This is a genomic window from Parvibaculum sp. (assembly GCF_030694575.1).
GTDB lineage: Bacteria > Pseudomonadota > Alphaproteobacteria > Parvibaculales > Parvibaculaceae > Parvibaculum.
Genome location: NZ_JAUYUS010000065.1, coordinates 46,267 through 68,286 on the forward strand (window position 1 = coordinate 46,267; position 22,020 = coordinate 68,286).

General features: G+C 62.5%; 18 protein-coding genes. 12 read left to right on the forward strand and 6 right to left on the reverse strand.

Features of this window, described 5'->3' with window-relative positions:
• Positions 1-83: 83 nt before the first annotated feature.
• The 3 genes from Q8S60_RS10090 to Q8S60_RS10100 all read left to right on the forward strand — a co-directional run bounded on the left by Q8S60_RS10090 (position 84) and on the right by Q8S60_RS10100 (position 4,029).
• On the forward strand, positions 84-1,256 hold the full coding sequence (locus Q8S60_RS10090) for an MFS transporter (RefSeq protein WP_305274848.1): 1,173 nt from the start codon (positions 84-86) through the stop codon (positions 1,254-1,256).
• A 73-nt stretch (positions 1,257-1,329) separates the two neighbouring features.
• The gene (locus tag Q8S60_RS10095) at positions 1,330-2,721 is read left to right on the forward strand and encodes an MATE family efflux transporter (protein WP_305668505.1); all 1,392 of its coding nucleotides are present in this window, start codon (positions 1,330-1,332) and stop codon (positions 2,719-2,721) included.
• A gap of 219 nt (positions 2,722-2,940) precedes the next feature.
• Positions 2,941-4,029: an esterase-like activity of phytase family protein gene (locus Q8S60_RS10100; protein ID WP_305274849.1), complete on the forward strand. Its 1,089-nt coding sequence runs from the start codon at positions 2,941-2,943 to the stop codon at positions 4,027-4,029.
• Here the strand turns inward: Q8S60_RS10100 and Q8S60_RS10105 are convergent.
• From Q8S60_RS10105 to meaB, 3 genes are all read right to left on the reverse strand, one after another.
• Positions 3,947-4,627, reverse strand: a complete 681-nt coding sequence (locus tag Q8S60_RS10105; protein ID WP_305274850.1) for a hypothetical protein — start codon at positions 4,625-4,627, stop codon at positions 3,947-3,949. The two genes, Q8S60_RS10100 and Q8S60_RS10105, sit on opposite strands and share 83 nt — an antisense overlap.
• A gap of 159 nt (positions 4,628-4,786) precedes the next feature.
• Positions 4,787-5,077, reverse strand: a complete 291-nt coding sequence (gene rpmB, locus Q8S60_RS10110) for a 50S ribosomal protein L28 (RefSeq protein WP_305274851.1) — start codon at positions 5,075-5,077, stop codon at positions 4,787-4,789.
• Between the two features lie 113 nt (positions 5,078-5,190).
• Positions 5,191-6,237: a methylmalonyl Co-A mutase-associated GTPase MeaB gene (gene meaB, locus Q8S60_RS10115; protein ID WP_305275116.1), complete on the reverse strand. Its 1,047-nt coding sequence runs from the start codon at positions 6,235-6,237 to the stop codon at positions 5,191-5,193.
• Between the two features lie 208 nt (positions 6,238-6,445).
• Between meaB and Q8S60_RS10120 the strand changes: the two genes are divergently transcribed.
• The gene (locus tag Q8S60_RS10120) at positions 6,446-7,246 is read left to right on the forward strand and encodes a DUF3108 domain-containing protein (RefSeq protein WP_305274852.1); all 801 of its coding nucleotides are present in this window, start codon (positions 6,446-6,448) and stop codon (positions 7,244-7,246) included.
• A gap of 6 nt (positions 7,247-7,252) precedes the next feature.
• Here the strand turns inward: Q8S60_RS10120 and Q8S60_RS10125 are convergent, their stop codons facing one another.
• Both Q8S60_RS10125 and scpA read right to left on the reverse strand, forming a co-directional pair.
• A complete protein-coding gene (locus Q8S60_RS10125; RefSeq protein WP_305274853.1) occupies positions 7,253-7,498 on the reverse strand; it encodes a hypothetical protein in 246 nt (81 codons plus the stop codon).
• Positions 7,499-7,773: 275 nt separating this feature from the next.
• The gene (gene scpA, locus Q8S60_RS10130; protein WP_305274854.1) at positions 7,774-9,930 is read right to left on the reverse strand and encodes a methylmalonyl-CoA mutase; all 2,157 of its coding nucleotides are present in this window, start codon (positions 9,928-9,930) and stop codon (positions 7,774-7,776) included.
• 389 nt (positions 9,931-10,319) lie between these two features.
• Between scpA and Q8S60_RS10135 the strand changes: the two genes are divergently transcribed.
• A complete protein-coding gene (locus Q8S60_RS10135) occupies positions 10,320-10,886 on the forward strand; it encodes a hypothetical protein (protein WP_305274855.1) in 567 nt (188 codons plus the stop codon).
• Positions 10,887-11,044: 158 nt separating this feature from the next.
• A complete protein-coding gene (locus Q8S60_RS10140; RefSeq protein WP_305274856.1) occupies positions 11,045-13,432 on the forward strand; it encodes a PAS domain-containing sensor histidine kinase in 2,388 nt (795 codons plus the stop codon).
• A 35-nt stretch (positions 13,433-13,467) separates the two neighbouring features.
• Here the strand turns inward: Q8S60_RS10140 and Q8S60_RS10145 are convergent, their stop codons facing one another.
• Positions 13,468-14,763 (reverse strand): acyl-CoA dehydrogenase family protein, encoded by a 1,296-nt coding sequence (locus tag Q8S60_RS10145; RefSeq protein ID WP_305274857.1) that lies wholly within the window; start codon positions 14,761-14,763, stop codon positions 13,468-13,470.
• Between the two features lie 356 nt (positions 14,764-15,119).
• Here Q8S60_RS10145 and Q8S60_RS10150 point away from each other — a divergent pair, with 356 nt between their 5' ends.
• From Q8S60_RS10150 to Q8S60_RS10175, 6 genes are all read left to right on the forward strand, one after another.
• Entirely contained in the window at positions 15,120-18,104 is a 2,985-nt protein-coding gene (locus tag Q8S60_RS10150; protein WP_305274858.1) for a helicase-related protein, read from the forward strand.
• 5 nt (positions 18,105-18,109) lie between these two features.
• Positions 18,110-18,511 carry an RNA-binding S4 domain-containing protein gene (locus Q8S60_RS10155; protein WP_305274859.1) on the forward strand — a complete coding sequence of 134 codons (402 nt, stop codon included), beginning with the start codon at positions 18,110-18,112 and terminating at the stop codon, positions 18,509-18,511.
• Between the two features lie 56 nt (positions 18,512-18,567).
• Positions 18,568-19,032, forward strand: a complete 465-nt coding sequence (locus tag Q8S60_RS10160) for a TerB family tellurite resistance protein (RefSeq protein WP_305274860.1) — start codon at positions 18,568-18,570, stop codon at positions 19,030-19,032.
• 64 nt (positions 19,033-19,096) lie between these two features.
• Entirely contained in the window at positions 19,097-19,435 is a 339-nt protein-coding gene (gene fdxA / locus Q8S60_RS10165; RefSeq protein WP_305274861.1) for a ferredoxin FdxA, read from the forward strand.
• 442 nt (positions 19,436-19,877) lie between these two features.
• On the forward strand, positions 19,878-20,915 hold the full coding sequence (locus Q8S60_RS10170; RefSeq protein ID WP_305274862.1) for a CarD family transcriptional regulator: 1,038 nt from the start codon (positions 19,878-19,880) through the stop codon (positions 20,913-20,915).
• 211 nt (positions 20,916-21,126) lie between these two features.
• Complete coding sequence (locus Q8S60_RS10175; RefSeq protein ID WP_305274863.1) at positions 21,127-22,020, forward strand: RNA polymerase factor sigma-32; 894 nt, start codon at positions 21,127-21,129, stop codon at positions 22,018-22,020.

The window sequence follows — 22,020 nt, forward strand, 5'->3', positions numbered from 1 at the left end:
AATGGATTACAAGAATATCGAAAAATATCTTCTTTTTATAAACAAAAAAGTTTATTTATTTTCGGTGCTTACAGGATCATGCCATGCCCGCCTCCCTGCCCATCCAGCCCCGTCACAAACGCAGCCTCGCGGCGGCCATCGTCTCCATGGGCATGGTCAACCTGTCGATGGGCATCGCCTTTCCGCTGACGGCACTCATCCTGGCACGGCAGGGCGTCGAACCCGGCATGATCGGCCTTTCCACCGCCGCACAGGCAGCACCCGTCTTTCTGATCTCGCCTTTCGCACCGCGCATCATGCGCCATTTCGGTCCCGCCAATGTGATGATCGCCGGCCTGTTGCTGGCCGGCGTCTCGTTCGCCTTGATGGGCCTCTACGCCAATCTTCTCGCCTGGTTTCCTCTCCGCTTCCTGCTGGGCTCCGCCGGAACGCTTCTCTGGGCGACCAGCGAGGCATGGATCAATTCGCTCGCCAGTGAAGAGCGCCGCGGCCGCATCATCGGCCTATACGGCGCGGCGGCGGCGGCGGGCTTTGCGCTCGGCCCGACGACGCTCGTGTTTGTCGGCACAGGTGTGGAGCCATTCTTTCTCGGCGCGGCGCTCATGATCGGAGCGGCGGCGATCGTGGCGACAGCCGACCGGAGCCGCAACCATTTCGAAGCGGGTGAAAGCTCCTCCGCCATGTGGCGGCTCGTGCTGATCGCGCCCGCGGCGCTGCTGGTCAATTTCTTCTTCGCAGCCGCGGAGGAATCGCTGGTGACGTTTTTCCCTCTCTATGCCATTCGCTCCGGCATAACGGAGAGCATGAGCCTTGCCCTGCTCACCGTCGCCTCGCTCGGCGCCATCGTGATGCAACCGCTCATCGGTGTGGTCGCCGACAAGGTCGACCGCCTCACTCTCCTGATATGCCTCGTGGTCGCGACGCTGGCCGGCTATCTCGCGCTCCCGTTCGCGCTGCCGGTATTCATCGCGACCGGCGTCGTTCTTTTTCTGGTGGTCGGCCTCGCCAACGGCATTTTCACACTGGGCATGGTGCTCGTCGGCGAACGGTTTCGCGGTTCGGAACTGGCAGGCGCGAGCGCCTTCACGACGGCAATGTGGGGCACGGGCGCATTGGTCGGCGCACCCCTTTCGGGTGCGGCGATGCAGCTTTGGGACCCGCACGGTCTCATCGCCGCCGTACTTTTGATTTTCCTCGCCTATCTGCCCTTTCCGGTCATCGCCCGCATGCGTGCACGAAAATATGCCGTGGACTGAAAATACTCCTTGAGCTTCCCGGTAAGAGTAATAATCTGCGCGGCTTTTCTTTTGCCAAATGAAGCTGCCGCACATGCATGCCGGGCTCGCCACATTCAGAACCGACAGACATCTCTGGACCGCCGAGATAAAGGCGACGCTTGCGCTTGCGTGGCCGCTCATCGCAACCAATCTCGCGCAAGTCGCGATCAATGCGACCGATGTCGTCATGATGGGATGGCTGGGCCCCAACGCGCTTGCGGCGGGCGCGCTCGGCTCCAACATGTATTTCGCGCTGATGATTTTCGGGATCGGCATCATGACGGCGGCCGCACCCATGATCGCTTCCGAACTCGGCCGGCGGAGCCATTCGGTGCGCGACGTCCGCCGCACGGTCCGGCAAGCCTTCTGGGCGGCGGCGACGATCAGCGTGCCGTTCTGGATCGTGCTTTCGCAGACGGAAAACATCCTCGTCGCACTTGGCCAGGAGCCCGCGCTCGCCCTGCAGGCGGCGTCCTATACAGGCGCGATGCAGTGGGCCTTGCTGCCGACTTTTCTTTTCGTCGTGTTGCGCATTTTCATCGCCACGCTCGACCGTCCCCGCTGGGCGCTTGTCATCGGCGGTCTCGCGATTCCCTTCAACGCCTTCGCCAACTGGTGCCTGATGTTCGGCAATCTCGGCATGCCGGCGCTCGGTCTTGTCGGCGCCGGCATCGGCAGCGTCATCACCAGCCTCTTCATGCTGGGCACGTTGAGTGTCGTCATTCTGTCCGACAGGCAGTTCCGCCGCTATCACCTGTTCGGCCGCTTCTGGCGCGCGGACTGGCCCCGCTATGGCGAATTGTGGCGGCTCGGCCTGCCGATCGGCATGACGCTCGCCTTCGAGGTTCTCGTCTTCAACGCAGCCGTGCTGCTGATGGGGCTGTTCGGCGCCACCGCGCTTGCGGCGCATACGATCGCGCTCCAGATCGCCGCCATCTCGTTCATGGTGCCGTTGGGCTTCTCGCAAGCGGTGACCGTGCGCGTCGGCCGGGCCTTCGGCGCGGGCGACCGCGACGCCATGACCCGCGCGGGCTGGACGCCCTTCGTGATGGGCGTGACGTTCATGGCCTGCATGGCGTTGCTGATGATCCTCTTCCCCCATGCGCTGATCGGCGTCTTCCTCGACCGCACCGATCCGGCAAACGCCGAAGTGATACGGCTTGCGGTTTCCTTCCTCGCCATAGCCGCGCTTTTTCAGGTGTTCGACGGCGCGCAGTCCATCGCGGCGGGAATGCTGCGCGGCCTCCACGACACGAAAGTTCCGATGATATATGCGGCCGTCGGCTATTGGCTGATCGGCCTCAGCCTCGGTGTCATTCTGGCGTTTCCCTTCGGCATGCAGGGGGTGGGTGTCTGGATCGGTCTCGCGACCGGCCTCGCCACTGTATCCGTGCTGATGCTCTATCGCTGGCTCCGCCGCGACAGGCTGCCGGCCGCCTTCTGAAACACCGCCTTCCTGCAAAATTCGAGAGGAGATTTCCTCCTTCTCTTGTGCCGCCAACACACCCCGATATGATGCCCGCACCGGACAGACCTCCGCCGCGTCACGAGCGGAGGCGCGAAATGTGCGGGAACAGAGGGGTAAGCCGAATTGCGTACACTGCGCCGCGCCACGCGGGTTCTTGTCGTTTGCACCGCAATTGTGGCCGCGGGCACAGGCTGGATGGCGACCGAGGCCGGCGCCGCTTCCGAGAATGTGGAACTTTCCACACGTACGCTGCTCTGGAATCCCGATGATCGCAGAGAGGTCGAAGCCGGCAAGCTCCGTTGGGCGGGCGGCATTGAAATCACATCGCCAAACAAGGAGTTCGGGGGCTGGTCCGGTCTCGCCATCAGCGGCGACGGCACGACGCTGCTCGCCGTTTCCGACGAGGGCCGCTGGTTTTCCGCAATGCCTCTCTATGACGAGCGCGGGCGGCTGTCGGGGCTGGCCGAGGGGCGCATGGCGCCGATGCTCGGACTTGAGGGCGAACCTCTCGCCGGCAAGGCCCTGGGCGACGCGGAAAGCCTCGTGGTCGATGTCGGGCCGGCCGAGCCCCTCGCCGGAAATGCCTATGTCGGTTTCGAACGCGCACACCGCATCTGGCGCTACGATCTCGCCAAGGACGGTTTCGCGGCCCGCCCCGAACAGTTGCTGACACAGCGGCATTTCGGCCGCCTCAATCCGAACGGCGGCATCGAAGCCCTCGAGCTTCTGCCGCCATCCACGCCGGGCGGAGAGCCGCGCATTCTCGCGATCACCGAAGACACGCTCGATCCGCGCGGCCACATAAAGGCGTTCGTCGCCGATGGCCGCCGGATTTCACGCTTCGCCGTGAAGCAGCGGGCACCCTACAAGCCGACCGACGCGGCGCTGCTTCCGAGCGGAGACCTGTTGCTGCTGGAGCGCCGCTTCTCGATGCTCGCCGGCGTCGGCATGCAGTTGCGGCTGATCGACGGGAACGACATCGAGGAGGGCGCCATTGTCGACGGCGAAGTGCTGCTCGATGTCGGGCAGCGCTATTCGATCGACAATATGGAAGGGCTGGCGGTCCGGGCAGACCGGAATGGCGACCTGCTGCTCTACGTGATTTCGGACGATAACTTCAATCCGCTGCAACGGACATTGCTGCTGATGTTCCGCATGCCGGCCGCCGTTTCGCCGGTGCTGGCACCGGCGGAGGGAACGCTTACGCTCCCCCGAACCCCGGCAGAGGCCGGATCGTCCGGCGAAGCATCAGCGTCGGAAGGAGCTGCGCCAGCGCCCAACTGAAATGAATGGCGCCTTCGACGGCGAGCCTGCCGCCGAGAGCCGCATCCCACACCAGGGCCGGGCGGGTGTTGAAGGCGACGGCGAAGACCATGCCGCCGGCAAAGGCCGCAAGGAATGGCGCCTTCCACCACGGAATGCCCCTGAGCCAGTCGAACAGCAGAATGTTCACGAGCTGCGCCACCGCCATGGCACCGACGAAGGAGGCCGCGACCGCATAGGGAGCTATTTCCTCTTGAAAGTCTCCGATCAGCCCTTCGCGAAGCGCCACCAGCACGGCGCCTCCCATGACCACCCAGGTGATGAATGACGCGGTGAGCGTGAGCGCCGCGCCGTAGCGCCGGCTCGTCAGATTGAGGATGAAGAAGACGACCGGGAGGACGAGGAAGCCCTGGTTCATCCAGTCCGACGGGTCGAGCAGGGGATCGATTTCGGCGAGGGCGGCCAGCCCCGGCACGGGCATATCGCGCAGGGCGAACGAGAGCGCGAAAGCGGCGCAGAGTGCCACGACCGGCGCAACCAGACGAATGACCGCCGTGACGAAGCGGGAAACGAATCCCGGCCGGCTGACCGGTACGCGGTCGACACCCCTATCAAGCATACTGCTGCGCCCCCGAAACTATCCCGGCGCAGTCTAACGGCGCCCGCGGAGCCCCGAAAGCCCGGCGCCGCACTTTCCGCAAACTCGGTAAAAATTCCCGGCGCCAAAGAAAAAGGCGGTCGTGGAGACCGCCTTTTTCAGTCAATTCGGAGGAAAGCCTCAGGCTGCGACGGCCTGGACCTTCTCGATCGCCCGCTTCAGCTTCAACGCGCGCGAGGAAAGCTGCGCATCCGCCGCCTTGAGCAGGAAGGGATCCAGACCGCCATTATGCTCGACCGAGCGAAGGGCATGGGCCGAGACCCGCAGGCTGACCTGACGGCCAAGGGCGTCGCTGATGAGCGTCACCTGGCAGAGATTCGGCAGGAACCGGCGGCGCGTCTTGCGGTTCGCGTGGCTCACATTGTTGCCGGACATCACGGCCTTGCCGGAGAGTTCACAACGGCGGGACATAGGGGACTTCCTTTTGCAAAATCGGTGGGGCCGCCGCAGTTTCCCGCGCAGCCCGGACAGGCGGGCACGTATAAAAGGCCCATGCGGGCGCGTCAAGGGCCGATAGCGGGCCTTCAGGCGTCTTTCTGCCCCTCCTCGCCCAGAACAAGGGCGAGAAGCCGCCGCGCCGCCGCCGTGGGCGTGGTCTGGCCCTCGGCCACGTCCCTCTCCAGCTCCGGGATGAGCCTGGCGGCCTTCGGATGGGCCTTGAGGGCGGCGAACAACCCCTCCCTGATCTCGGTCCACATCCAGGCGCGGGCCTGCGCGGCGCGGAGCCGGTCAAGCTCTCCAGCCCCCGCCAGGGCATCGTGGTGACTACGGGCCGTCTCCCATACTTCCGGCAGCCCCTCCCCCTTCAATGCCGAAGCGAGAAGCACATCCGGTTGCCAGGCGGCGCTTTTCGGCCGCATCAAATGCAGCGCGGTCTTGTATTCCACCTGGGCACGCCGTGCCGCCGGAAGGAGGTCGCCATCGGCCTTGTTGACCACGATAAGGTCCGCGAGCTCCATGATGCCGCGTTTGATCCCCTGCAACTCGTCGCCGCCGCCCGGCGACAGAAGCAGCACGAACATGTCCACCATGTCCGCCACCGCCGTTTCCGACTGGCCGACCCCGACGGTTTCGATAATGACGACGTCGTAGCCGGCGGCTTCCGTAAGGAGCATCGCCTCTCGCGTGCGGCGGGCAACGCCGCCCAGCGTGCCGCCGGAAGGCGACGGCCTGATAAAGGCGTTCGGATCGCGCGCGAGGAGCTCCATGCGGGTCTTGTCGCCGAGAATCGAGCCGCCCGTGCGCGCCGACGACGGATCGATCGCCAATACCGCGACCTTGTGCCCTTTACCGGTCAAAAACCGGCCAAAAGCCTCGGTGAACGTCGATTTGCCGACGCCGGGCGCCCCGGACAGGCCGAGCCGGACGGCCTTGCCGGTCTCCGGCAGCAGCTCCGCAAGCAGGGCCTGGGCTATTTTCTGATGATCCGCGCGCGAGGATTCCACCAGGGTAATGGCGCGCGCGAGCGCGGTCCTGCTTCCCGCGCGAATGCCCCGGGCAAGTTCCCCCGCATCGGGCGAGGCCCGATTGAAGGCGCGGCGCTGCGCGTGTTTTTTTTCTGTTCCGCTCATCGTCTCAGTTGCATACTTGGCCGGACCGGCCCCGTCCAGCCCTCGCGCCAGACCCGCCGCCAACCGTTCAGGTGCGGTTCAGGTTAAAGATGCGACGCTCGATGCCGTTGGCCCTGCGGAAAAGGAGAAAACATCCTTGGCCGTTACTGGAAGCATATTCGGACGAAGAAATGCCGTTCTTGGCCTGGCTCTGCTTCTCGCGGCCAGCATGAGTAACGTCGCGTCCGGCGCCGTCACGCCAGCGCCCGCCACGCCGACGGGCACAATCCCCGATATTCACGCCGATTACACGGTCTATATCGGCGGCTTCATGTTCGCCGAAGGTTCGATGAGCGCTACGTTGAACGGCGAGGCCTACCGGCTGCAAAACCAGCTTGGCTCCGCCGGTTTGCCGGGCAAGGTCTGGGATGCGAGATGGACGATGACGAGCGAGGGCCGCATCGCGGAAGACAAGCTGCGCCCCTCCCGGTTCGCCTTCGCCGCAACGGAAAAGAACGAAACCAAGAAGCGGCTGATCGTTTACGACGCCGGCGGCACGCCAAAACTCACCTTCGATCCGCCTTTGTCCCCCGAAGAAAGAAACGCCACGCAGCCCTACGAGCGCCGGAACACGCTCGATCCCGTCAGTGCATTTCTTGTACCCGTGATCGCGGATGGAAACCCTTGCGACCGCAAGATCCCGGTTTTTGACGGCAAGCGCCGTTACGACCTTCACCTTATCTTCGACCGGAACGATACCGTTGCGACACGTAACAACGGCTATAGCGGCGAGGCCGTGCGCTGCAAGGTGCGCATCGCGCCGGGCGCGGGCATGGAGCGAGGAAAACTCACGACGATGATGCAGCGGCGCGACGACACGTGGATCTGGCTCGCGCCGGTGGACGGCAAGAACCTCTACATTCCCGTCCGTGTCCAGATGAAGACGCCGATCGGCGGTGCCGTTCTCGATGTGGTGAAGCTGGAGCGCCATGCGGCCAATGAACAGCCAGGCGGAAAAACGGTCGAATGACCGTCGTTATTTCTCGGGACCTTCCGCGCTGCCGACGTGGCCTTTCACTTCCTTATGGAGTGCACGCAAGCGTTTGACGAGATCGTCCTCCGGTGAGGTGCCGGCGATTTCGATTTCCTGCAACAAGCCCTCGAGACGCGTTGCCAGCATCCCGTAATAGGCATTCTGCCGCTCGTCCTGGTTCACCCTTTTATCGACGGGTTCGACCAGCCGGCGCCGCTTCGGGCGCGCCATACCTTCTTCGGTGCTCATGGCACCTCCGCGGATCTCGCATATGTGAATCATATGTCGGCAGCCGCGTGTTCCCGGTGTTCCCGATCCGGAAGGGCACAGCTTGCCCGGTATCGCCCATGGGCGGCGGCTCGGAGATCGTTGAGCGCCGCGTGCGATGCCAACCCGGATCTGTGTCCGGGCAGTTGCGGGCTCAAATAATCTCGCGTGTAAGCGGTTGCAACAAAAAAGCGGCCCAAGTGCTTATTTGACGCACACAAAGCCGCTTTTTTAGGCAGATTTCCAGCCGCCGCTTTTTAAGCCGCCTGGCGTCTTTTTTCGCGGATAAGAGCCAGAATTTCGCGGGCTGCAACGGGAATATTCGTGCCTGGGCCGAAAATGGCCGAGGCACCCGCCTTCTTGAGGAACTCGTAATCCTGCTGGGGAATGACGCCACCGCAGATGATGAGGATGTCATCGGCACCCTCGTCCTTGAGCGCCTTGGCAAGCGCCGGAACAAGCGTCTTGTGACCCGCGGCAAGGCTCGAAATCCCGATGACGTGCACATCGTTTTCGATCGCATCCCGCGCCGCTTCCTCGGGCGTCTGGAAGAGCGGCCCGACATCAACGTCGAAGCCGAGATCGGCAAACGCCGTCGCAATCACCTTGGCGCCGCGATCATGCCCGTCCTGCCCCATCTTCACGACCAGCATGCGCGGCCGCCGGCCTTCCGCTTCCGCAAAAGCTTCGATCTCTCTGGAAATCTGCATGAAGCCCTCATCGCCTTCATAAGCTTGAGCATAGACACCCGAGATGGATTTGATCTCCGCCCGGTGCCGTCCGAAAACTTCTTCCATGGCGTCCGAAATCTCGCCGACCGTCGCCCGTGCCCGCGCCGCGTCGATGGCAAGAGCCAGCAGATTTGCATTGCCGCGCGCACCTTCGGTGAGAGCGGCAAGCGCCGCCTTGCATTTCGCTTCGTCGCGCGCCGCACGCACCTGCTTGAGCCGCGTCACCTGCGAAGCGAGCACCTTTGCATTGTCGATATCGAGGATCTCTATCGGATCGTCTTTCGACGGGCGGTACTTGTTGACGCCGACGATGACCTCATGGCCGCGATCGACCTTCGCCTGCCGCCGCGCCGCCGCTTCCTCGATCCTGAGCTTCGGCATGCCGGTTCCGACGGCCTTCGTCATGCCGCCCAATTCCTCGACTTCCTCGATGAGCTTCCACGCTTCCGTCGCGATCGAATGAGTCAGACTCTCGATGTAGTAGGAACCGCCCAGCGGGTCGATCACGTTGGTGATGCCCGTTTCATGTTGCAGAACGAGCTGCGTGTTGCGCGCTATGCGGGCGGAGAAGTCCGTCGGCAAGGCGATCGCTTCGTCGAGCGCGTTGGTGTGGAGGGACTGTGTTCCGCCGAGCACGGCCGCCATCGCCTCCACTGTCGTGCGGATGACGTTGTTGTAGGGATCCTGCTCCGTCAAAGAGACGCCCGACGTCTGGCAATGCGTTCGGAGCATCGACGATTTCGCATCCTTCGGATTGAACTCGGCCATGATCCGCGCCCACAGGAACCGCGCCGCCCGCAGCTTCGCAATCTCCATGAAGAAATTCATGCCGATGGCGAAGAAGAAGGAAAGGCGCGGCGCGAAATCATCGACGTCGAGGCCGGCGGCCAGCGCGGCTCGCACATACTCGCGTCCGTCGGCAAGCGTGAAGGCAAGCTCCTGCACCTGCGTCGCTCCCGCCTCCTGCATGTGATAGCCGGAAATCGAGATCGTGTTGAACTTCGGCATATGCTTCGAGCAGTAGCCGATGATGTCCGCAATGATCCGCATCGAAGGTTCGGGCGGATAGATGTAGGTGTTGCGGACCATGAACTCTTTCAGAATGTCGTTCTGAATGGTGCCCGACAGCTGCTCGGGCTTCACGCCCTGCTCTTCCGCCGCCACGACGTAATTTGCGAGAATCGGAATCACGGCACCGTTCATCGTCATGGAAACCGACATCTCGTCGAGCGGTATCCGGTCGAAGAGAATTTTCATGTCTTCAACGCTGTCGATCGCGACGCCCGCCTTGCCGACGTCGCCGATGACACGGGGATGATCGCTGTCGTAACCGCGATGCGTCGCCAGATCGAACGCAACCGAAAGACCTTTCTGGCCCGCTTCGAGATTGCGCCTGTAAAACGCATTCGATTCTTCCGCGGTCGAAAAGCCCGCATATTGCCGAATGGTCCAAGGCCTGCCCGCATACATCGTCGCCTGGGGCCCGCGCGTATAGGGCGCGAAGCCGGGCAGCGAGTTCGTATCGTAGCCTTCGGCGGCAATGCGCTCGAGATCTTCGGCGGTGTAGAGCGGCTTTACGTCGATACCTTCAGGCGTATGCCAGACGAGCGACTCCGCACCCGCACCCTTGGTCTGCTTCGCGACCACGGCCTCCCAATCCTTGAGCGTCTTCTTGTCGGTCATCTCGTCTCTACTCGCGGGGTTTTGCCTGAAATTCCGTTGGCGCCATCATAACATAGCGGTGCCTCCGGCCCAAAAACGGGCGGAGTATCCGGGAACAGCCCGGCAGGGTCAAACCGCCCCGAAGAAGGGCCGCGCAATCCGGTTTTCCGCTGCGTCAGGCGCTATCCGGTCTGGTCGGCACCGGGCCGATGCCTTAGGGTGAGGCCGCTTCGGCGTCTCGCGCCGAGGCGGGGGACCGACTATAGAATGATGGGAAGAAGATGCCTTTAGTCCGAGTTCGTCTCGCGTCGCCGGCCGGCGCCATCGTCGCACTATGTCTTGCTGCCTTTGCAATCACCGCATGCGGCGGTGGAGGTGCCCCCCGTAAGCGCGATGCCGACGGACGCGTAATGCCGACCCTCGCCGAGCAAGACCCGTCGGGCACCCTCTATGCCCAGTCGATCGGCAACGCTGCACGAGGCGATTGCGACGAGCACACGGTCGACGTGCTGACCTGCTTTGCCTATCGCGGGCATGGTTATGAGGGCGCCCAAACGGCGCTCGGCCAATGCCTGATTGCAACCGGCAGCAAATCCGAGGGCATCGAATGGGTGCGCCGCGCCGCCGACACCGGCTGGCCCGATGCCCAGAAGCTCATGACAATGCTGTTGATCAAGGGTGACACGGTCGATCAGGATGTCGTTCAGGCAGCGAAATGGAGCAAGCTCTACAGCCGGAATCCGTCGTTGCTTTCGCTCGGCGTCACCCCGGACCGCTCCGTGGCACAGGCCCTGGAAGGCCGGGTCGAACCGGAGCAGATGGCGCTCGCAGAGCGGCAAGCTCTGGCCTGGCGGCCGAGCTATTGGACACCCGACAGCGCAATCGACCAACGCATCAAGGAAAGCTGTCAGGTTGAAGGCCGGCGCCCTCCCCGGCGGCCGGATGTACCGATCATGACGGCGCCGCTCGTCGACTGATCTTTTACGGTCCATTCGAAAGAAGCCTCATTTCCGGCAGGAATGGGGCTTTTTTCATGCCTTTTTCCCGAAATTCGGCCGTTCAGGGAAACTTTACCTCCCTCGTTTAAACCCGGTAGGCAGGTGGGTTCTAACCTTGGGGAGGAGACCCCACAGAGATGCCCGGCACGAGCATCCAAAAAGATCAGGCTACGGAACATCTTCAAGAGCAGGCAGCGGATCTCCGGCGGCCTGCGGAAGCCGTCCCCGAGGATCGCAGGATCGCCATCCGGCTCGAGCTTTACCGCACGATCATGCGCGCCTACCGCACATTGCCGATATTCTTCCCAACCATCGCGGCAGCCATTGCCTTCACATTCGACTCCTCCTATTCGGAGCCGGTTGTTGCCGTATGGTGGCTCGCCCTCGTGGCTCTTCATGCCGAATATGCTTTTTTTCAGCGGCGGTTCTTTGCCGCGGATGAAACCTCCATCGATGTCGACGCATGGATAAGAGCGACCGCGGCCCGCTACTGGCTCATGAACATCGTCTGGCTGGGCTTGCTTCCGCTCTTCTGGCAACCGGGCGCAGACATTCAGAACCTCGCCATTCTGATGATCTTCGTCGTCCATGTCGTGATGTCCTCGCAGACGGCATTCCACCTCGTGCCGATTTTCATCGCCGTTACCTTGCCGATCATGACGGTGGTAATTGCGGCAAGCATTGCGACTTTCGAATCCGCTTATATGGCAATCGGCTTCGGCTGCATCCCGACCTATCTCTATCTTGCCCGGATCGCGCAGCAACAACGAGCCGCCGCCGTCGAGACATTCGACTTGCGTTTTCACAATGCGGATCTCATTCGCGATATCGGGCAGGCCCGGGATATTTCCGAACGCGCACGCCTGCACGCGGAGGAGGCGAACGCCCAACTCCAGCGCCGCGAGCATCATTTCCGCGCCCTTGTTGAAAACGCCTTCGATGTCGTTCTGGTCACGGATGAGAACGCGATCATTCAATACGCATCGCCGGCCGCGGAAAAGATCGGTCTCTCGCCCGACGCCCTGATCGGAATGAACAGCCTCAATTTTCTGACGGATGAACAAAAAGAGGAGATCGCCGCTTACGGCTCGTCGCCGGACGGCGCTCCGAGAACGCACACATATGAGCTTTCGGTACCCCATTATGGCGGCCGGGCGATCTGGATCGAAGCAACACTTACAAATCTCCTGAACGATGAAAACGTTCGTGGCTACGTCGTCAATCTGCGCGACATAACACAGAGGAAGCGCGCCGAAACCGAACAGCGCAGCCAGTTCCGGGTGCTGCAGGCCCTTGCGACCGGCGTGGCTCTCGATGACGTCATGACTTTGCTCGCGCTCGGTTCGGAAGACGCCAATCCCGGCGCGCGCGCGGCGGTCTTCCTGCTCAACGCGGAAGAAAACCTGATCACATGTGCCGCCCCGCATCTCCCCGGCGATTTCCCCGAATGGGTCAAGGGATTCTGGCAGGACCAGAAGGGCCGCGGCTTCGGGCGGATGGCGCTTGCCGGACAGAAAATCGTGACGCTCGACCTTCAGAACGAGCGGCATGGGGACTCGATCGCCGGGTACATGCGTCGGGCGGGGCTCCAGACTGTCTGGTTCCAGCCCATCTCCTCGCGCAACGGCAAGGTCGTCGGCGCCTTCGCCATGTACTTTCCCGACGCGCGCGAGCCCGGCGAATGGGAAGAAGATTATGTGATGGGCGCGGCGCATCTCGCCAGTATCGCCATCGAAAGGCGGCGCGCCGAGGAGAGCCTGCGGCACGCGACGGAGACCGCCGAAATGGCCAACCGCGCCAAAACCAAATTTCTCGCAAACATGAGCCACGAACTCCGCACGCCGCTGAACGCCATTATCGGATTTTCCGAGATCATGGCTCAGGAGATGTTCGGACCGCTGGGCAACGAACGCTATCGCGAATACACCGACGACATCCATGGCAGCGGCAGGCATCTGCTGAACGTCATCGACGACATTCTGGACATCTCGAAGATCGAGGCCGGACGCTATCTCCTGGAAGAGGAAGAGATAGACATGGCCTCCGTTCTGCGGTGGTCGATCGAAATGATGCGGGCACGCACCATGGACAAGCGCCAGATCATGGCTCTCCAACTGCCCGAGAAGATGCCCAATCTTCAGGCCGACCAGCGGGCGATGCGCCAGATCATGCTGAACCTTCTCTCGAATGCCTCGAAATTCACGCCCGAGGGCGGCCAGATCGATCTTGTCGTCGCGACAACGGAAACGGGCGATCTCCGCATTTCGGTAGTCGACAACGGCATCGGCATTCCCGACAACAAGCTTGGCGAAGTGATGGAGCCATTCAGCCAGGTCGATGACACGACCGCGCGGCAGCACGGCGGCACCGGCCTGGGCTTGCCCATCACGAAGTCTCTCATTGAAATGCATGGCGGAAGCTTCCGCCTGGAGAGTTCTCTCGGCAAGGGCACGACGGCGACAATGACCTTGCCGCAATGGCGGCTCATGGGGATCGAAGGAACGGACAAGGCCGCCGCGCATTGAACGCGACGGCCCTGTCTGCGATCTAGCCCGCAGCGTTATTCGGCGGCTTTTTTCTGCCGCTCGCTCGCTCCGATAAATCCGAAAAGATGCCCGCCGACCTTCCGCATCTGGATTTCCTCCGATCCTTCGGTGATCCGATAGCGGCGGTGATGGCGGTAGATATGCTCGAACGGCTTGTGCCGCGAATAGCCCATGCCGCCATGCACCTGTATCGCCAGGTCGGCCGCCTGGCAGACAAGCCGGTTCGCGCGGTAATTGCACATCGAGACCTTGTCGGAGAGATGACGGGCGACGTCCTTCTTCGACATCTGATCCATCTGCCACGCCGTCTTGTAGACGAGGTTTCGGATCATCTCGCATTCGGTATGCGCTTCGATCAGCGGGAACTGGATCGCCTGGTTGGCCGCAAGCGCCTTTCCGAACGGTTTGCGCTGCTTCGCGTATTTGACGCTCTCATTGATGCAGAACTGCGCCGCGCCAACGCCCGATGCCGCCTGCCGGATGCGGTTCTCATGCACAAAATGCTGCGCCAGTTCCAGGCCGCGTTCGGGATCGCCGAGGATCGCGTCTTCGGGTACCCAAACATTCGTGAAAGAAACGCGCGGATGATCGGTCGGCATATTGAAGGTCCAGAGATATTCCTCGATCTTCACGCCCGGCGTCGCCGTCGGCACGATGAAGCAGGTAATGCCGAGCGGGTCGCCGTCGCGTCCGCTGGTCCGGGCGAACACGAAATCATGCGTCGCCACATGCATGCCCGTGTTCCACATTTTCATGCCGTTGATGACCCAGCCGTCCTTGCCGTCGCGCTTTTCGCGGCGGCCCTTCGTTTCCATCCAGGTCGCGTCCGAACCGTGCTCCGGTTCGGTCAGGCCGAATGCGACGCGGACCGAGCCGTCCAGCGATCCCGGAATAAAGACCTTCTTCTGTTCCTCGGTGCCGAAGTCGCGAAACATGAGCACCGTCGGAAAATTCCCAACCACGGACGTCTCGTTCTGCAGATCGTTGAAGAGGCCCAATCCTTTGGCGGCGAGATGCTCCCGGATCACGGCCATGCCGAGATTGGTACCGTCCTTGCCGCCATATTCCTTCGGCAGCGCATAGCGCAGATGTCCGGCCTTGTCCGCGAGCTTGCGCATCTCGCCGAGCAGCACTTCCCAGTCGTGGCGCGGCAACCCCTGATTGTCCCAGTCCGTGCGGGCATGCTCGCGGCGGTGATCGAAAAAACGCTCATTGTCGTCGCGCGCCTGCAACGGCTTTATTTCCCTCTCGATAAAGTCATCGAGAACGGCGAGATAATCGGTAATTTCCTTGGGGATCGTGAAATCCATTTCCGGTTCCTCCCTCAAACGCCATGGGTCTTGTTGCCCGTCCGGCGCAATTCATGATGTCGATGCGGAACACTATAGACCCCGGTCCATTATCTTAAAGAGCAGAGGACCGACGCCGGGAAGCGAGGCTGGCCGGTACGTTGCGGAAGGGTGCGAAATAAATCCTGTTAATGATTTGTCTGCCTAACTCATTGTCGAACCACAAGATTTAGCCGTGAACGAAGCCGGAAGATGCTCAGGTCACCGATTCGGACCCGGTTCGTTCGCCCAATGTCCAATTGTTAATCGTCGACCGGTTAACCGCCCGGCCACCCTTGCATCCGGTTCTTTTTGCGCGGAAGGTGCGCTCTGAAAAGATGAGTACCGCGTCCAATCAGACCGCCATCGGCCGCACCCGCGACGGCCTTGCAGAGCGCCGCCGCGTAACCGCGGTGCTGGGCCCCACCAACACCGGAAAGACCCATCTCGCCATCGAACGGATGATGGCTCATCGCTCGGGCATGATCGGCCTGCCCCTGCGCCTGCTGGCGCGCGAGGTCTATGACCGTGTGGTGAAGGTAAAGGGCGCGCGTAACGTCGCGCTCATCACCGGAGAGGAGAAAATCCTTCCATCCACGGCGCGCTATTTCGTCTGCACGGTCGAAGCGATGCCGCTCGAGCTGGAAGTGGACTTCCTCGCTATCGACGAAATCCAGCTCGCGGCCGACCGCGAGCGTGGCCACACATTTACCGACCGCCTGCTCCGGGCACGCGGCCACTCTGAAACGATGATGCTGGGATCCGAGACGGTCAGGGGGCTTATCCAGAAGCTTCTGCCCGATACGCTGTTCGTAAGCCGTCCCCGCTTTTCCGAACTCTCATGGACCGGCTCGAAAAAGATAACGAGGCTGCCGCGGCGTTCGGCCATCGTCGCGTTCTCCGCCGACCAGGTCTATGCCATTGCCGAACTGATCCGCCGCCAGCGCGGCGGTGCCGCCGTCGTCATGGGCGCGTTGAGCCCGCGCACGCGCAACGCCCAGGTCGCCCTCTATCAATCGGGCGATGTCGACTTCCTTGTGGCCACCGACGCGATCGGCATGGGACTCAACATGGATGTCGATCACGTTGCGTTCGCAGCGACGCAGAAATTCGACGGCCGGCAGCACAGGCCGCTGCAGGTCTCCGAACTCGCCCAGATCGCGGGCAGGGCCGGCCGCTATATGAACAACGGCACTTTCGGCGTGACCGGCGATGCCGACCCCCTGCCCGACGAAACGATATCGCGTATCGAGAACCACCAGTTCGAGCCGGAGCGCGTGTTCCAGTGGCGAAACCCGCACCTCGAATTCTCCAGCATCGCCGCGCTGATGCGCAGCCTCGAGACACCGCCCGGACGCGCAGGCCTTGCGCGAGCGCCGGTCGCCGACGACATGGAAGCGCTCACGCGGATGAGCCGGGACGCGGAGATACAAGGACTTGCCCGCTCGCCTGCCGCCATCCGGCGCCTTTGGGAGGTCGCGCAGGTGCCTGATTTCCGCAAGACGCTCGCCAGCGAACATGCAGGCCTCCTGACGCGGCTCTATCTGTTCCTCATGGCGCCCGGCGGATCGGGTGGACGCATCCCGGATGACTGGCTCGACCGGCAAATGAAGACGCTCGACCGCCCCGATGGCGACATCGACATGCTCTCCGCCCGCCTCGCCCATATCCGGACCTGGACCTATGTGGCCAACCGCGCCGATTGGCTGCACAATCCTGCGCATTGGCAGGAGCGCGCGCGTGCGATAGAGGATAAGCTGTCTGATGCTCTCCACGAGCGATTGACGCAGCGGTTCATCGACCGGCGCACAAGCGTACTGATGAAACGGCTGCGCCAGAACGAGGACCTTATGGCGGCAGTGAACGGCGACGGCGAAGTATTGGTGGAGGGCGAGTATGTCGGCCGCCTCGAGGGATTTGTATTCGTGCCAGATCCGAGGGCCGAAGGGGAACAGGGACGCGTGCTGCGGGCAGCCGCAACCCAGGCGCTTGCCAGCGAGATCGCGGACCGGTCGCAAAGGCTGACGACAGCGCCGGATGCCGATATCTCCCTTTCGGAACACGGGCGCGTCCTGTGGGCGGGGCATCCGGTCGCCGAACTGAAAGCGGGCGAAACGGTACTCTCGCCCCGCCTCGTGCTCATAGCCGGCGAGGAACTGAACGGACCTGCACGCGAGAGCGTTCTGGCGCGTCTCGAGGCATGGCTGAAGATGCACATAACGAATGTGCTCGCGCCGCTCGTATCGCTGCGCGATGCGACCGATGTCGAAGGGCTCGCGCGCGGCATAGCGTTCCGCCTCGTGGAGAACCTGGGTTCCCTGAAGCGCGAGCATGTGGCGGAAGACGTCCGCCTGCTCGACCAGGCGGCACGCGGGCAATTGCGCAAGCATGGCGTCCGGTTCGGCGCCTATTCGGTATTCATGCCCGCCCTGCTGAAGCCTGCGCCGGCGCGGTTGCTGCTGACGCTCTGGGCACTCTCGCGCAAGGACATGGACGATCCCTTTGCCGGCTTGCCGCAGCCGCCTGCGCCGGGTCTCACCTCCGTACCCGCCGATACGACGGCACCTCAGGAATTCTATGAAGCGCTGGGTTTTCGCGTGTGCGGCACCCGCGCCGTTCGCCTGGACATGCTGGAACGTGTGGCGGACCTTATCCGCCCGGTCATAGTCGCCCGCAGCTACAATGGCGGCTTCGTGATTACCCCGGACATGATGTCACTGGTTGGCTGTTCGGGCGAGGAGTTCGCCGGTCTGTTGCGTGGGCTCGGCTATCGCTCGCAGCAGGAGAAAGTGACGCCGCCCAGACCTCAAGCTCAGCCACCGGAAGAAAAGCCGGACGCACGGGTCGAAGCAAAATCCGCGGAAAGTCCAGAGGATGCGCCCGCTGCGGCGGCGGATATGGCCGCATCGGAACCTGCGGAACCTCAGAGTGTGCCGGAGGAAGTTACCTTGCCCGTCGAAGCGGAGCAGACGGCCTTACTGGAGCCGGTCGACTCCACGGAAACTGCCCCGGCGGAAGCTGTATCCGACGGGACCGAAACAGTCGCAGGCGAAGAAGCCGCGCCTGAGCCGGTTGAAATGGAAATCTGGCGGCCTGCCCGCCGGAAGACTGGCCCTAGGCCGAAGGACGAACAGAAGAGGCCTCGCCGCGACAAGCGCAAACAGGAGGGCCAGAACGAGCATCGGAGTGGCAAGCCCCCCCGGCGCGAACCGCGACCCGAACAACGCGCCGAGCCGAACCGCAAGCCGCGTGAGCGCGAACCGGACCCGGACTCGCCTTTCGCCGCTCTCGCCGTGCTCAAAGAGCGCGTGCGCGGCAACTGAACCCTATGGACGACCCGGCCGGTCAGCCAGGACAACGCATCGACCGCTGGCTCTGGTACGCGCGCTTTCTGAAAAGCCGCTCGCTTGCGGCCGCCCTTGTGCAAACTGGGCGATTGCGGATCAACGGACAACGCATTTCCAAGGCGAGCCGCACGATACGGCCCGGAGATGTTCTTACTTTTCCGCTCGGTCCCCATATCCGGGTGGTGAAGGTACTGGAACCGGGGACGCGGCGAGGTCCGGCTCCGGAAGCAGCTCTTCTCTACGAGGATCTCGACCCGCCTCAGCAACCCGTTGCGAAGGCCGCCCGTAAAGCGGCGCCGGAAGTCCGGAACCCCGGCAGCGGCCGGCCGACGAAGAAGGAAGGCCGGCAGACGGTTGCCTGGAAGAATAGCGGCGAGGCGTAATTTACATTTCTTTCTGTAGTTGAATACGTCTCCCGCATCATGTAGGTGAAATAAGCATGCTTGGAACGCTCAAATCCTTTCTGCTCGGCGCGGCCGAGAGCAAACCGCAAGGGCCTGCAGATTTACAGGTTGCCGTTGTCGCGCTGCTGATCCGGGCTGCCACGTCGGATGCGGATTTCGGCGTGGAAGAGCGTGAGGCGATCCGGCGGATCGCTTCCGCCTCGTTCGGCCTGCCATCCAGTGAGGTGGCGGAACTGATCGCGGCGGCCGAAGGAGAAGAGGCCGAGACGCTCGATCTCCACCGGTGGACGCAGGCGATAAAGGCCGCATACAGCGAGGAAGAGCGCGTCGGCCTGATCGAAAAAATGTGGGAAGTCGTCTATGCGGACGGTGTGCTGGATGATTATGAAGCCAATTTGTTGCGGCGCGTCGCAGGGCTGATATACGTTCCCGACCGCGAATCCGGGCAAGCGCGGCAGCGCGTCATGGCCCGGCTCGGGGTGACGTCCCGAACCGATTGAAAATGAGGGGCCCAGCCCCGAACGGAGTGCCGGCGTTCAGTCCGCCGCGCTATTGGAGAGTGCGATGACCTATATCGTGACCGATGCCTGTATCCGCTGCAAATATATGGATTGCGTGGAGGTCTGCCCCGTGGACTGCTTCTACGAGGGCGAAAACATGCTGGTCATCCACCCGGATGAGTGCATCGATTGCGGCGTCTGCGAGCCCGAGTGCCCTGCCGAGGCCATCAAGCCGGATACGGAGCCGGGCCTCGAGAAATGGCTGGAACTCAACACGGAATACGCCAGCAAATGGCCGAACATCACCATTAAACGCGATCCGCCGGCCGATGCCGACGAGTGGCAAGGGGTGAGCGGCAAGTTCGAAGAGCATTTCAGCGCCGAACCGGGCGAAGGCGACTGATTTCAGGCCTGGAAATGCGCAGGAAACTGCGAAGAACGCGGCCTATCCCTCTGTGTTAACTGTCCTTTTCGCGCCCTGCCTTCCAAAGCGGGGTATTCTGTGCTATATATATCGCACAAATAATTCCTGCGAACGAACGCGAAGCCCCGATCTGTGTTGCTCATCTGAATGTACGAACGGTGTTGTCCAACTGCCGTTTCTTCCTTGATGGCAACTGGCGGACGGCTGTCACAACCGGCTGGACGGTCAATCGGGCCAAACGGGAACCTTGGTAGTCAAGGACTGAAGGTTAGGGGCGGAACGTGGTTCCGGCTCGGAATGTCCGACGCCCATGAGCCCGGCAGCGGGCAGTTCGCAGAACACTGAATACGGACCGGTGAGGAAGACAAGGCGTCTTCCGTCCGGTCTCCAGGAATGAGAAAGGCTGGGTAAAGGAAAGACGATGGCGAGCAAAACGACGAAGGCACCCAAGTCCAAATCCGCACCCGTGAAGACCAAAACGCCGGCGAAGCCCGGCAAGGTCAGCGCCAAGGCGGCGACCGCCAAAACCAAGGCAACGAAGTCGGCGCCCTCCAAGGCGAAGGCAGCGGCGAAACCTGCCGCCAAGGCCAAGACGGCCGCGAAACCGGCCAAGGCCAAGGAAGCGCCAAAGGCGGCCGCCAAGGCGGCGAAGCCAGCTGCGAAAGCCGCGAAGGCGAAGGCGGCACCGGCGAAGCCGGCTCCGAAAAAGAAGCCGGCGAAGAAGGTCGAGCTGAAAGCTCCGCCGCCCAAGGCCGCCGGCACCAAGCCGACCAACGCCGCGAGCAAGCTCATGGCGGCGGCAAAGAATCGTGCGGAGAAAGCCCGCAAGGCCGAAACGGCTGCCGCGAAGGAAGCCGCGGTGAAACAGGCGGCGGACGCCGCCGCAAAGGCGAAAGCCGAAACCGCGAAGCCGGCCGCACCGCGGGCGAACTTCAAGGCCAAGGAATTCGTCGTCTATCCCGCGCATGGCGTCGGCCAGATCCTCGACATCGAGGAGCAGGAAGTTGCCGGACACAGGCTGGAACTCTTTGTCATTAACTTCGACAAGGAGAAGATGACGCTGCGCGTGCCCACCAACAAGGCGGGCGCGGTCGGCATGCGCAAGCTTTCCGATGCTGGTGTCGTCGATTCCGCGATCGAAACGTTGCGCGGACGCGCGCGCATCAAACGCACCATGTGGAGCCGCCGCGCGCAGGAGTATGAAGCGAAAATCAACTCCGGCGATCTGATTTCGATCGCGGAGGTGGTGCGCGACCTCTACCGCTCCGAGCGTCAGCCGGAACAATCCTATTCGGAACGGCAGCTTTACGAAGCCGCGCTCGACCGGATGGCTCGCGAAGTGGCCGTCGTCGAACGCATCGGGGAGGACGCCGCGGTCCAACGCGTGGAACAGGCGCTGCAGGGTGCCTCCAGGAGCGAGAAGGCACCGAAGTCGGACGAGGCGAGCGAAGCAGCCTGATCTGAAGTTCCACCGACAACACCGATTGAAAGGCCCGGCTTTTTAGCCAGGCCTTTTTCGTTTCAGCCTGCGAAATCCCGGCGAAAACCTTCGAATATGGGAACCGTTTTGCGCTGTCTGGAGTTGATCTGGAAACCGCTGCGGGGCGTAGCTGAATAGGCTGGAGCGCAAGGCTGCGCACGCGCATGAGCCCGAGCAACAGGTGACAAAGATGGCCCATATGGACACGCCTGAAACACAGCGCGCAAACCGTCGCTACATGAAGCGGGCGATGACGGTTCCGCTTCTCGACGAGCAGAACGAGTTCGAACTGGCGCGCCGCTGGAAGGACAAGGGAGACGAACAGGCGCTTCATGAACTGACACGCGCCTATATGCGTCTGGTGATCTCGCTTGCGACCCGGTTCCGCAATTACGGTCTGCCCTATGGCGACCTCATTCAGGAGGGCAATGTCGGCCTGATGCAGGCTGCTGCGCGCTTCGAGCCGGAACGCGGGGTGCGCTTCTCGACCTACGCAAGCTGGTGGATTCGCGCCGCCATCCAGGATTACATCTTGCGCAACTGGTCGATCGTGCGGACCGGCACGACGGCAGCGCATAAATCGCTCTTCTTCAACCTTCGCCGCCTGCGCGCGCTCATCGATAATGGCACGCGCCAGAACCTGACGGAGGAAGATCGCATCTTCATCGCCAGGCGGCTCGGCGTCGGGGCATCCGACGTGGCCACCATCGATGCGCGGCTGATGACCGGGGATCGCTCTCTCAATGCCGCCGTCAGCGACAGCTCTTCCGAGAATCTTACGGAATGGCAGGATTTGTTGCCCTGCGACAGGCCGCTTCCGGATGAAGAAGTCATGGAGAGGCACGACAGCGAACAGCGTGCGCAGTGGATCGAGGGCGCGCTTGAAAGCCTCAATGCACGGGAGCTGACGATCATCCGCGAGCGCCGGTTGCGCGACGACGCCGCCACGCTCGAGACGCTCGGCACGCGTCTCGGCATATCCAAGGAACGCGTCCGGCAGATCGAACACACGGCGCTGAAGAAATTGCGCCTCGCCCTTCTGGACAAAGTGCCCGACCCGGAGGAAGCAGGCCTGCTGGTCTGA

What these genes read in the sequence shown, in the direction of transcription:
- Q8S60_RS10090 (WP_305274848.1), top strand. Translation starts at nt 84, where the DNA reads ATGCCCGCCTCCCTGCCCATCCAGCCCCGTCACAAACGCAGCCTCGCG.
- Q8S60_RS10095 (WP_305668505.1), top strand. Translation starts at nt 1,330, where the DNA reads ATGCATGCCGGGCTCGCCACATTCAGAACCGACAGACATCTCTGGACC.
- Q8S60_RS10100 (WP_305274849.1), top strand. Translation starts at nt 2,941, where the DNA reads ATGGCGACCGAGGCCGGCGCCGCTTCCGAGAATGTGGAACTTTCCACA.
- Q8S60_RS10105 (WP_305274850.1), bottom strand. Translation starts at nt 4,627, where the DNA reads ATGCTTGATAGGGGTGTCGACCGCGTACCGGTCAGCCGGCCGGGATTC.
- rpmB (WP_305274851.1), bottom strand. Translation starts at nt 5,077, where the DNA reads ATGTCCCGCCGTTGTGAACTCTCCGGCAAGGCCGTGATGTCCGGCAAC.
- meaB (WP_305275116.1), bottom strand. Translation starts at nt 6,237, where the DNA reads ATGAGCGGAACAGAAAAAAAACACGCGCAGCGCCGCGCCTTCAATCGG.
- Q8S60_RS10120 (WP_305274852.1), top strand. Translation starts at nt 6,446, where the DNA reads ATGAGTAACGTCGCGTCCGGCGCCGTCACGCCAGCGCCCGCCACGCCG.
- Q8S60_RS10125 (WP_305274853.1), bottom strand. Translation starts at nt 7,498, where the DNA reads ATGAGCACCGAAGAAGGTATGGCGCGCCCGAAGCGGCGCCGGCTGGTC.
- scpA (WP_305274854.1), bottom strand. Translation starts at nt 9,930, where the DNA reads ATGACCGACAAGAAGACGCTCAAGGATTGGGAGGCCGTGGTCGCGAAG.
- Q8S60_RS10135 (WP_305274855.1), top strand. Translation starts at nt 10,320, where the DNA reads ATGCCGACCCTCGCCGAGCAAGACCCGTCGGGCACCCTCTATGCCCAG.
- Q8S60_RS10140 (WP_305274856.1), top strand. Translation starts at nt 11,045, where the DNA reads ATGCCCGGCACGAGCATCCAAAAAGATCAGGCTACGGAACATCTTCAA.
- Q8S60_RS10145 (WP_305274857.1), bottom strand. Translation starts at nt 14,763, where the DNA reads ATGGATTTCACGATCCCCAAGGAAATTACCGATTATCTCGCCGTTCTC.
- Q8S60_RS10150 (WP_305274858.1), top strand. Translation starts at nt 15,120, where the DNA reads ATGAGTACCGCGTCCAATCAGACCGCCATCGGCCGCACCCGCGACGGC.
- Q8S60_RS10155 (WP_305274859.1), top strand. Translation starts at nt 18,110, where the DNA reads ATGGACGACCCGGCCGGTCAGCCAGGACAACGCATCGACCGCTGGCTC.
- Q8S60_RS10160 (WP_305274860.1), top strand. Translation starts at nt 18,568, where the DNA reads ATGCTTGGAACGCTCAAATCCTTTCTGCTCGGCGCGGCCGAGAGCAAA.
- fdxA (WP_305274861.1), top strand. Translation starts at nt 19,097, where the DNA reads ATGACCTATATCGTGACCGATGCCTGTATCCGCTGCAAATATATGGAT.
- Q8S60_RS10170 (WP_305274862.1), top strand. Translation starts at nt 19,878, where the DNA reads ATGGCGAGCAAAACGACGAAGGCACCCAAGTCCAAATCCGCACCCGTG.
- Q8S60_RS10175 (WP_305274863.1), top strand. Translation starts at nt 21,127, where the DNA reads ATGGCCCATATGGACACGCCTGAAACACAGCGCGCAAACCGTCGCTAC.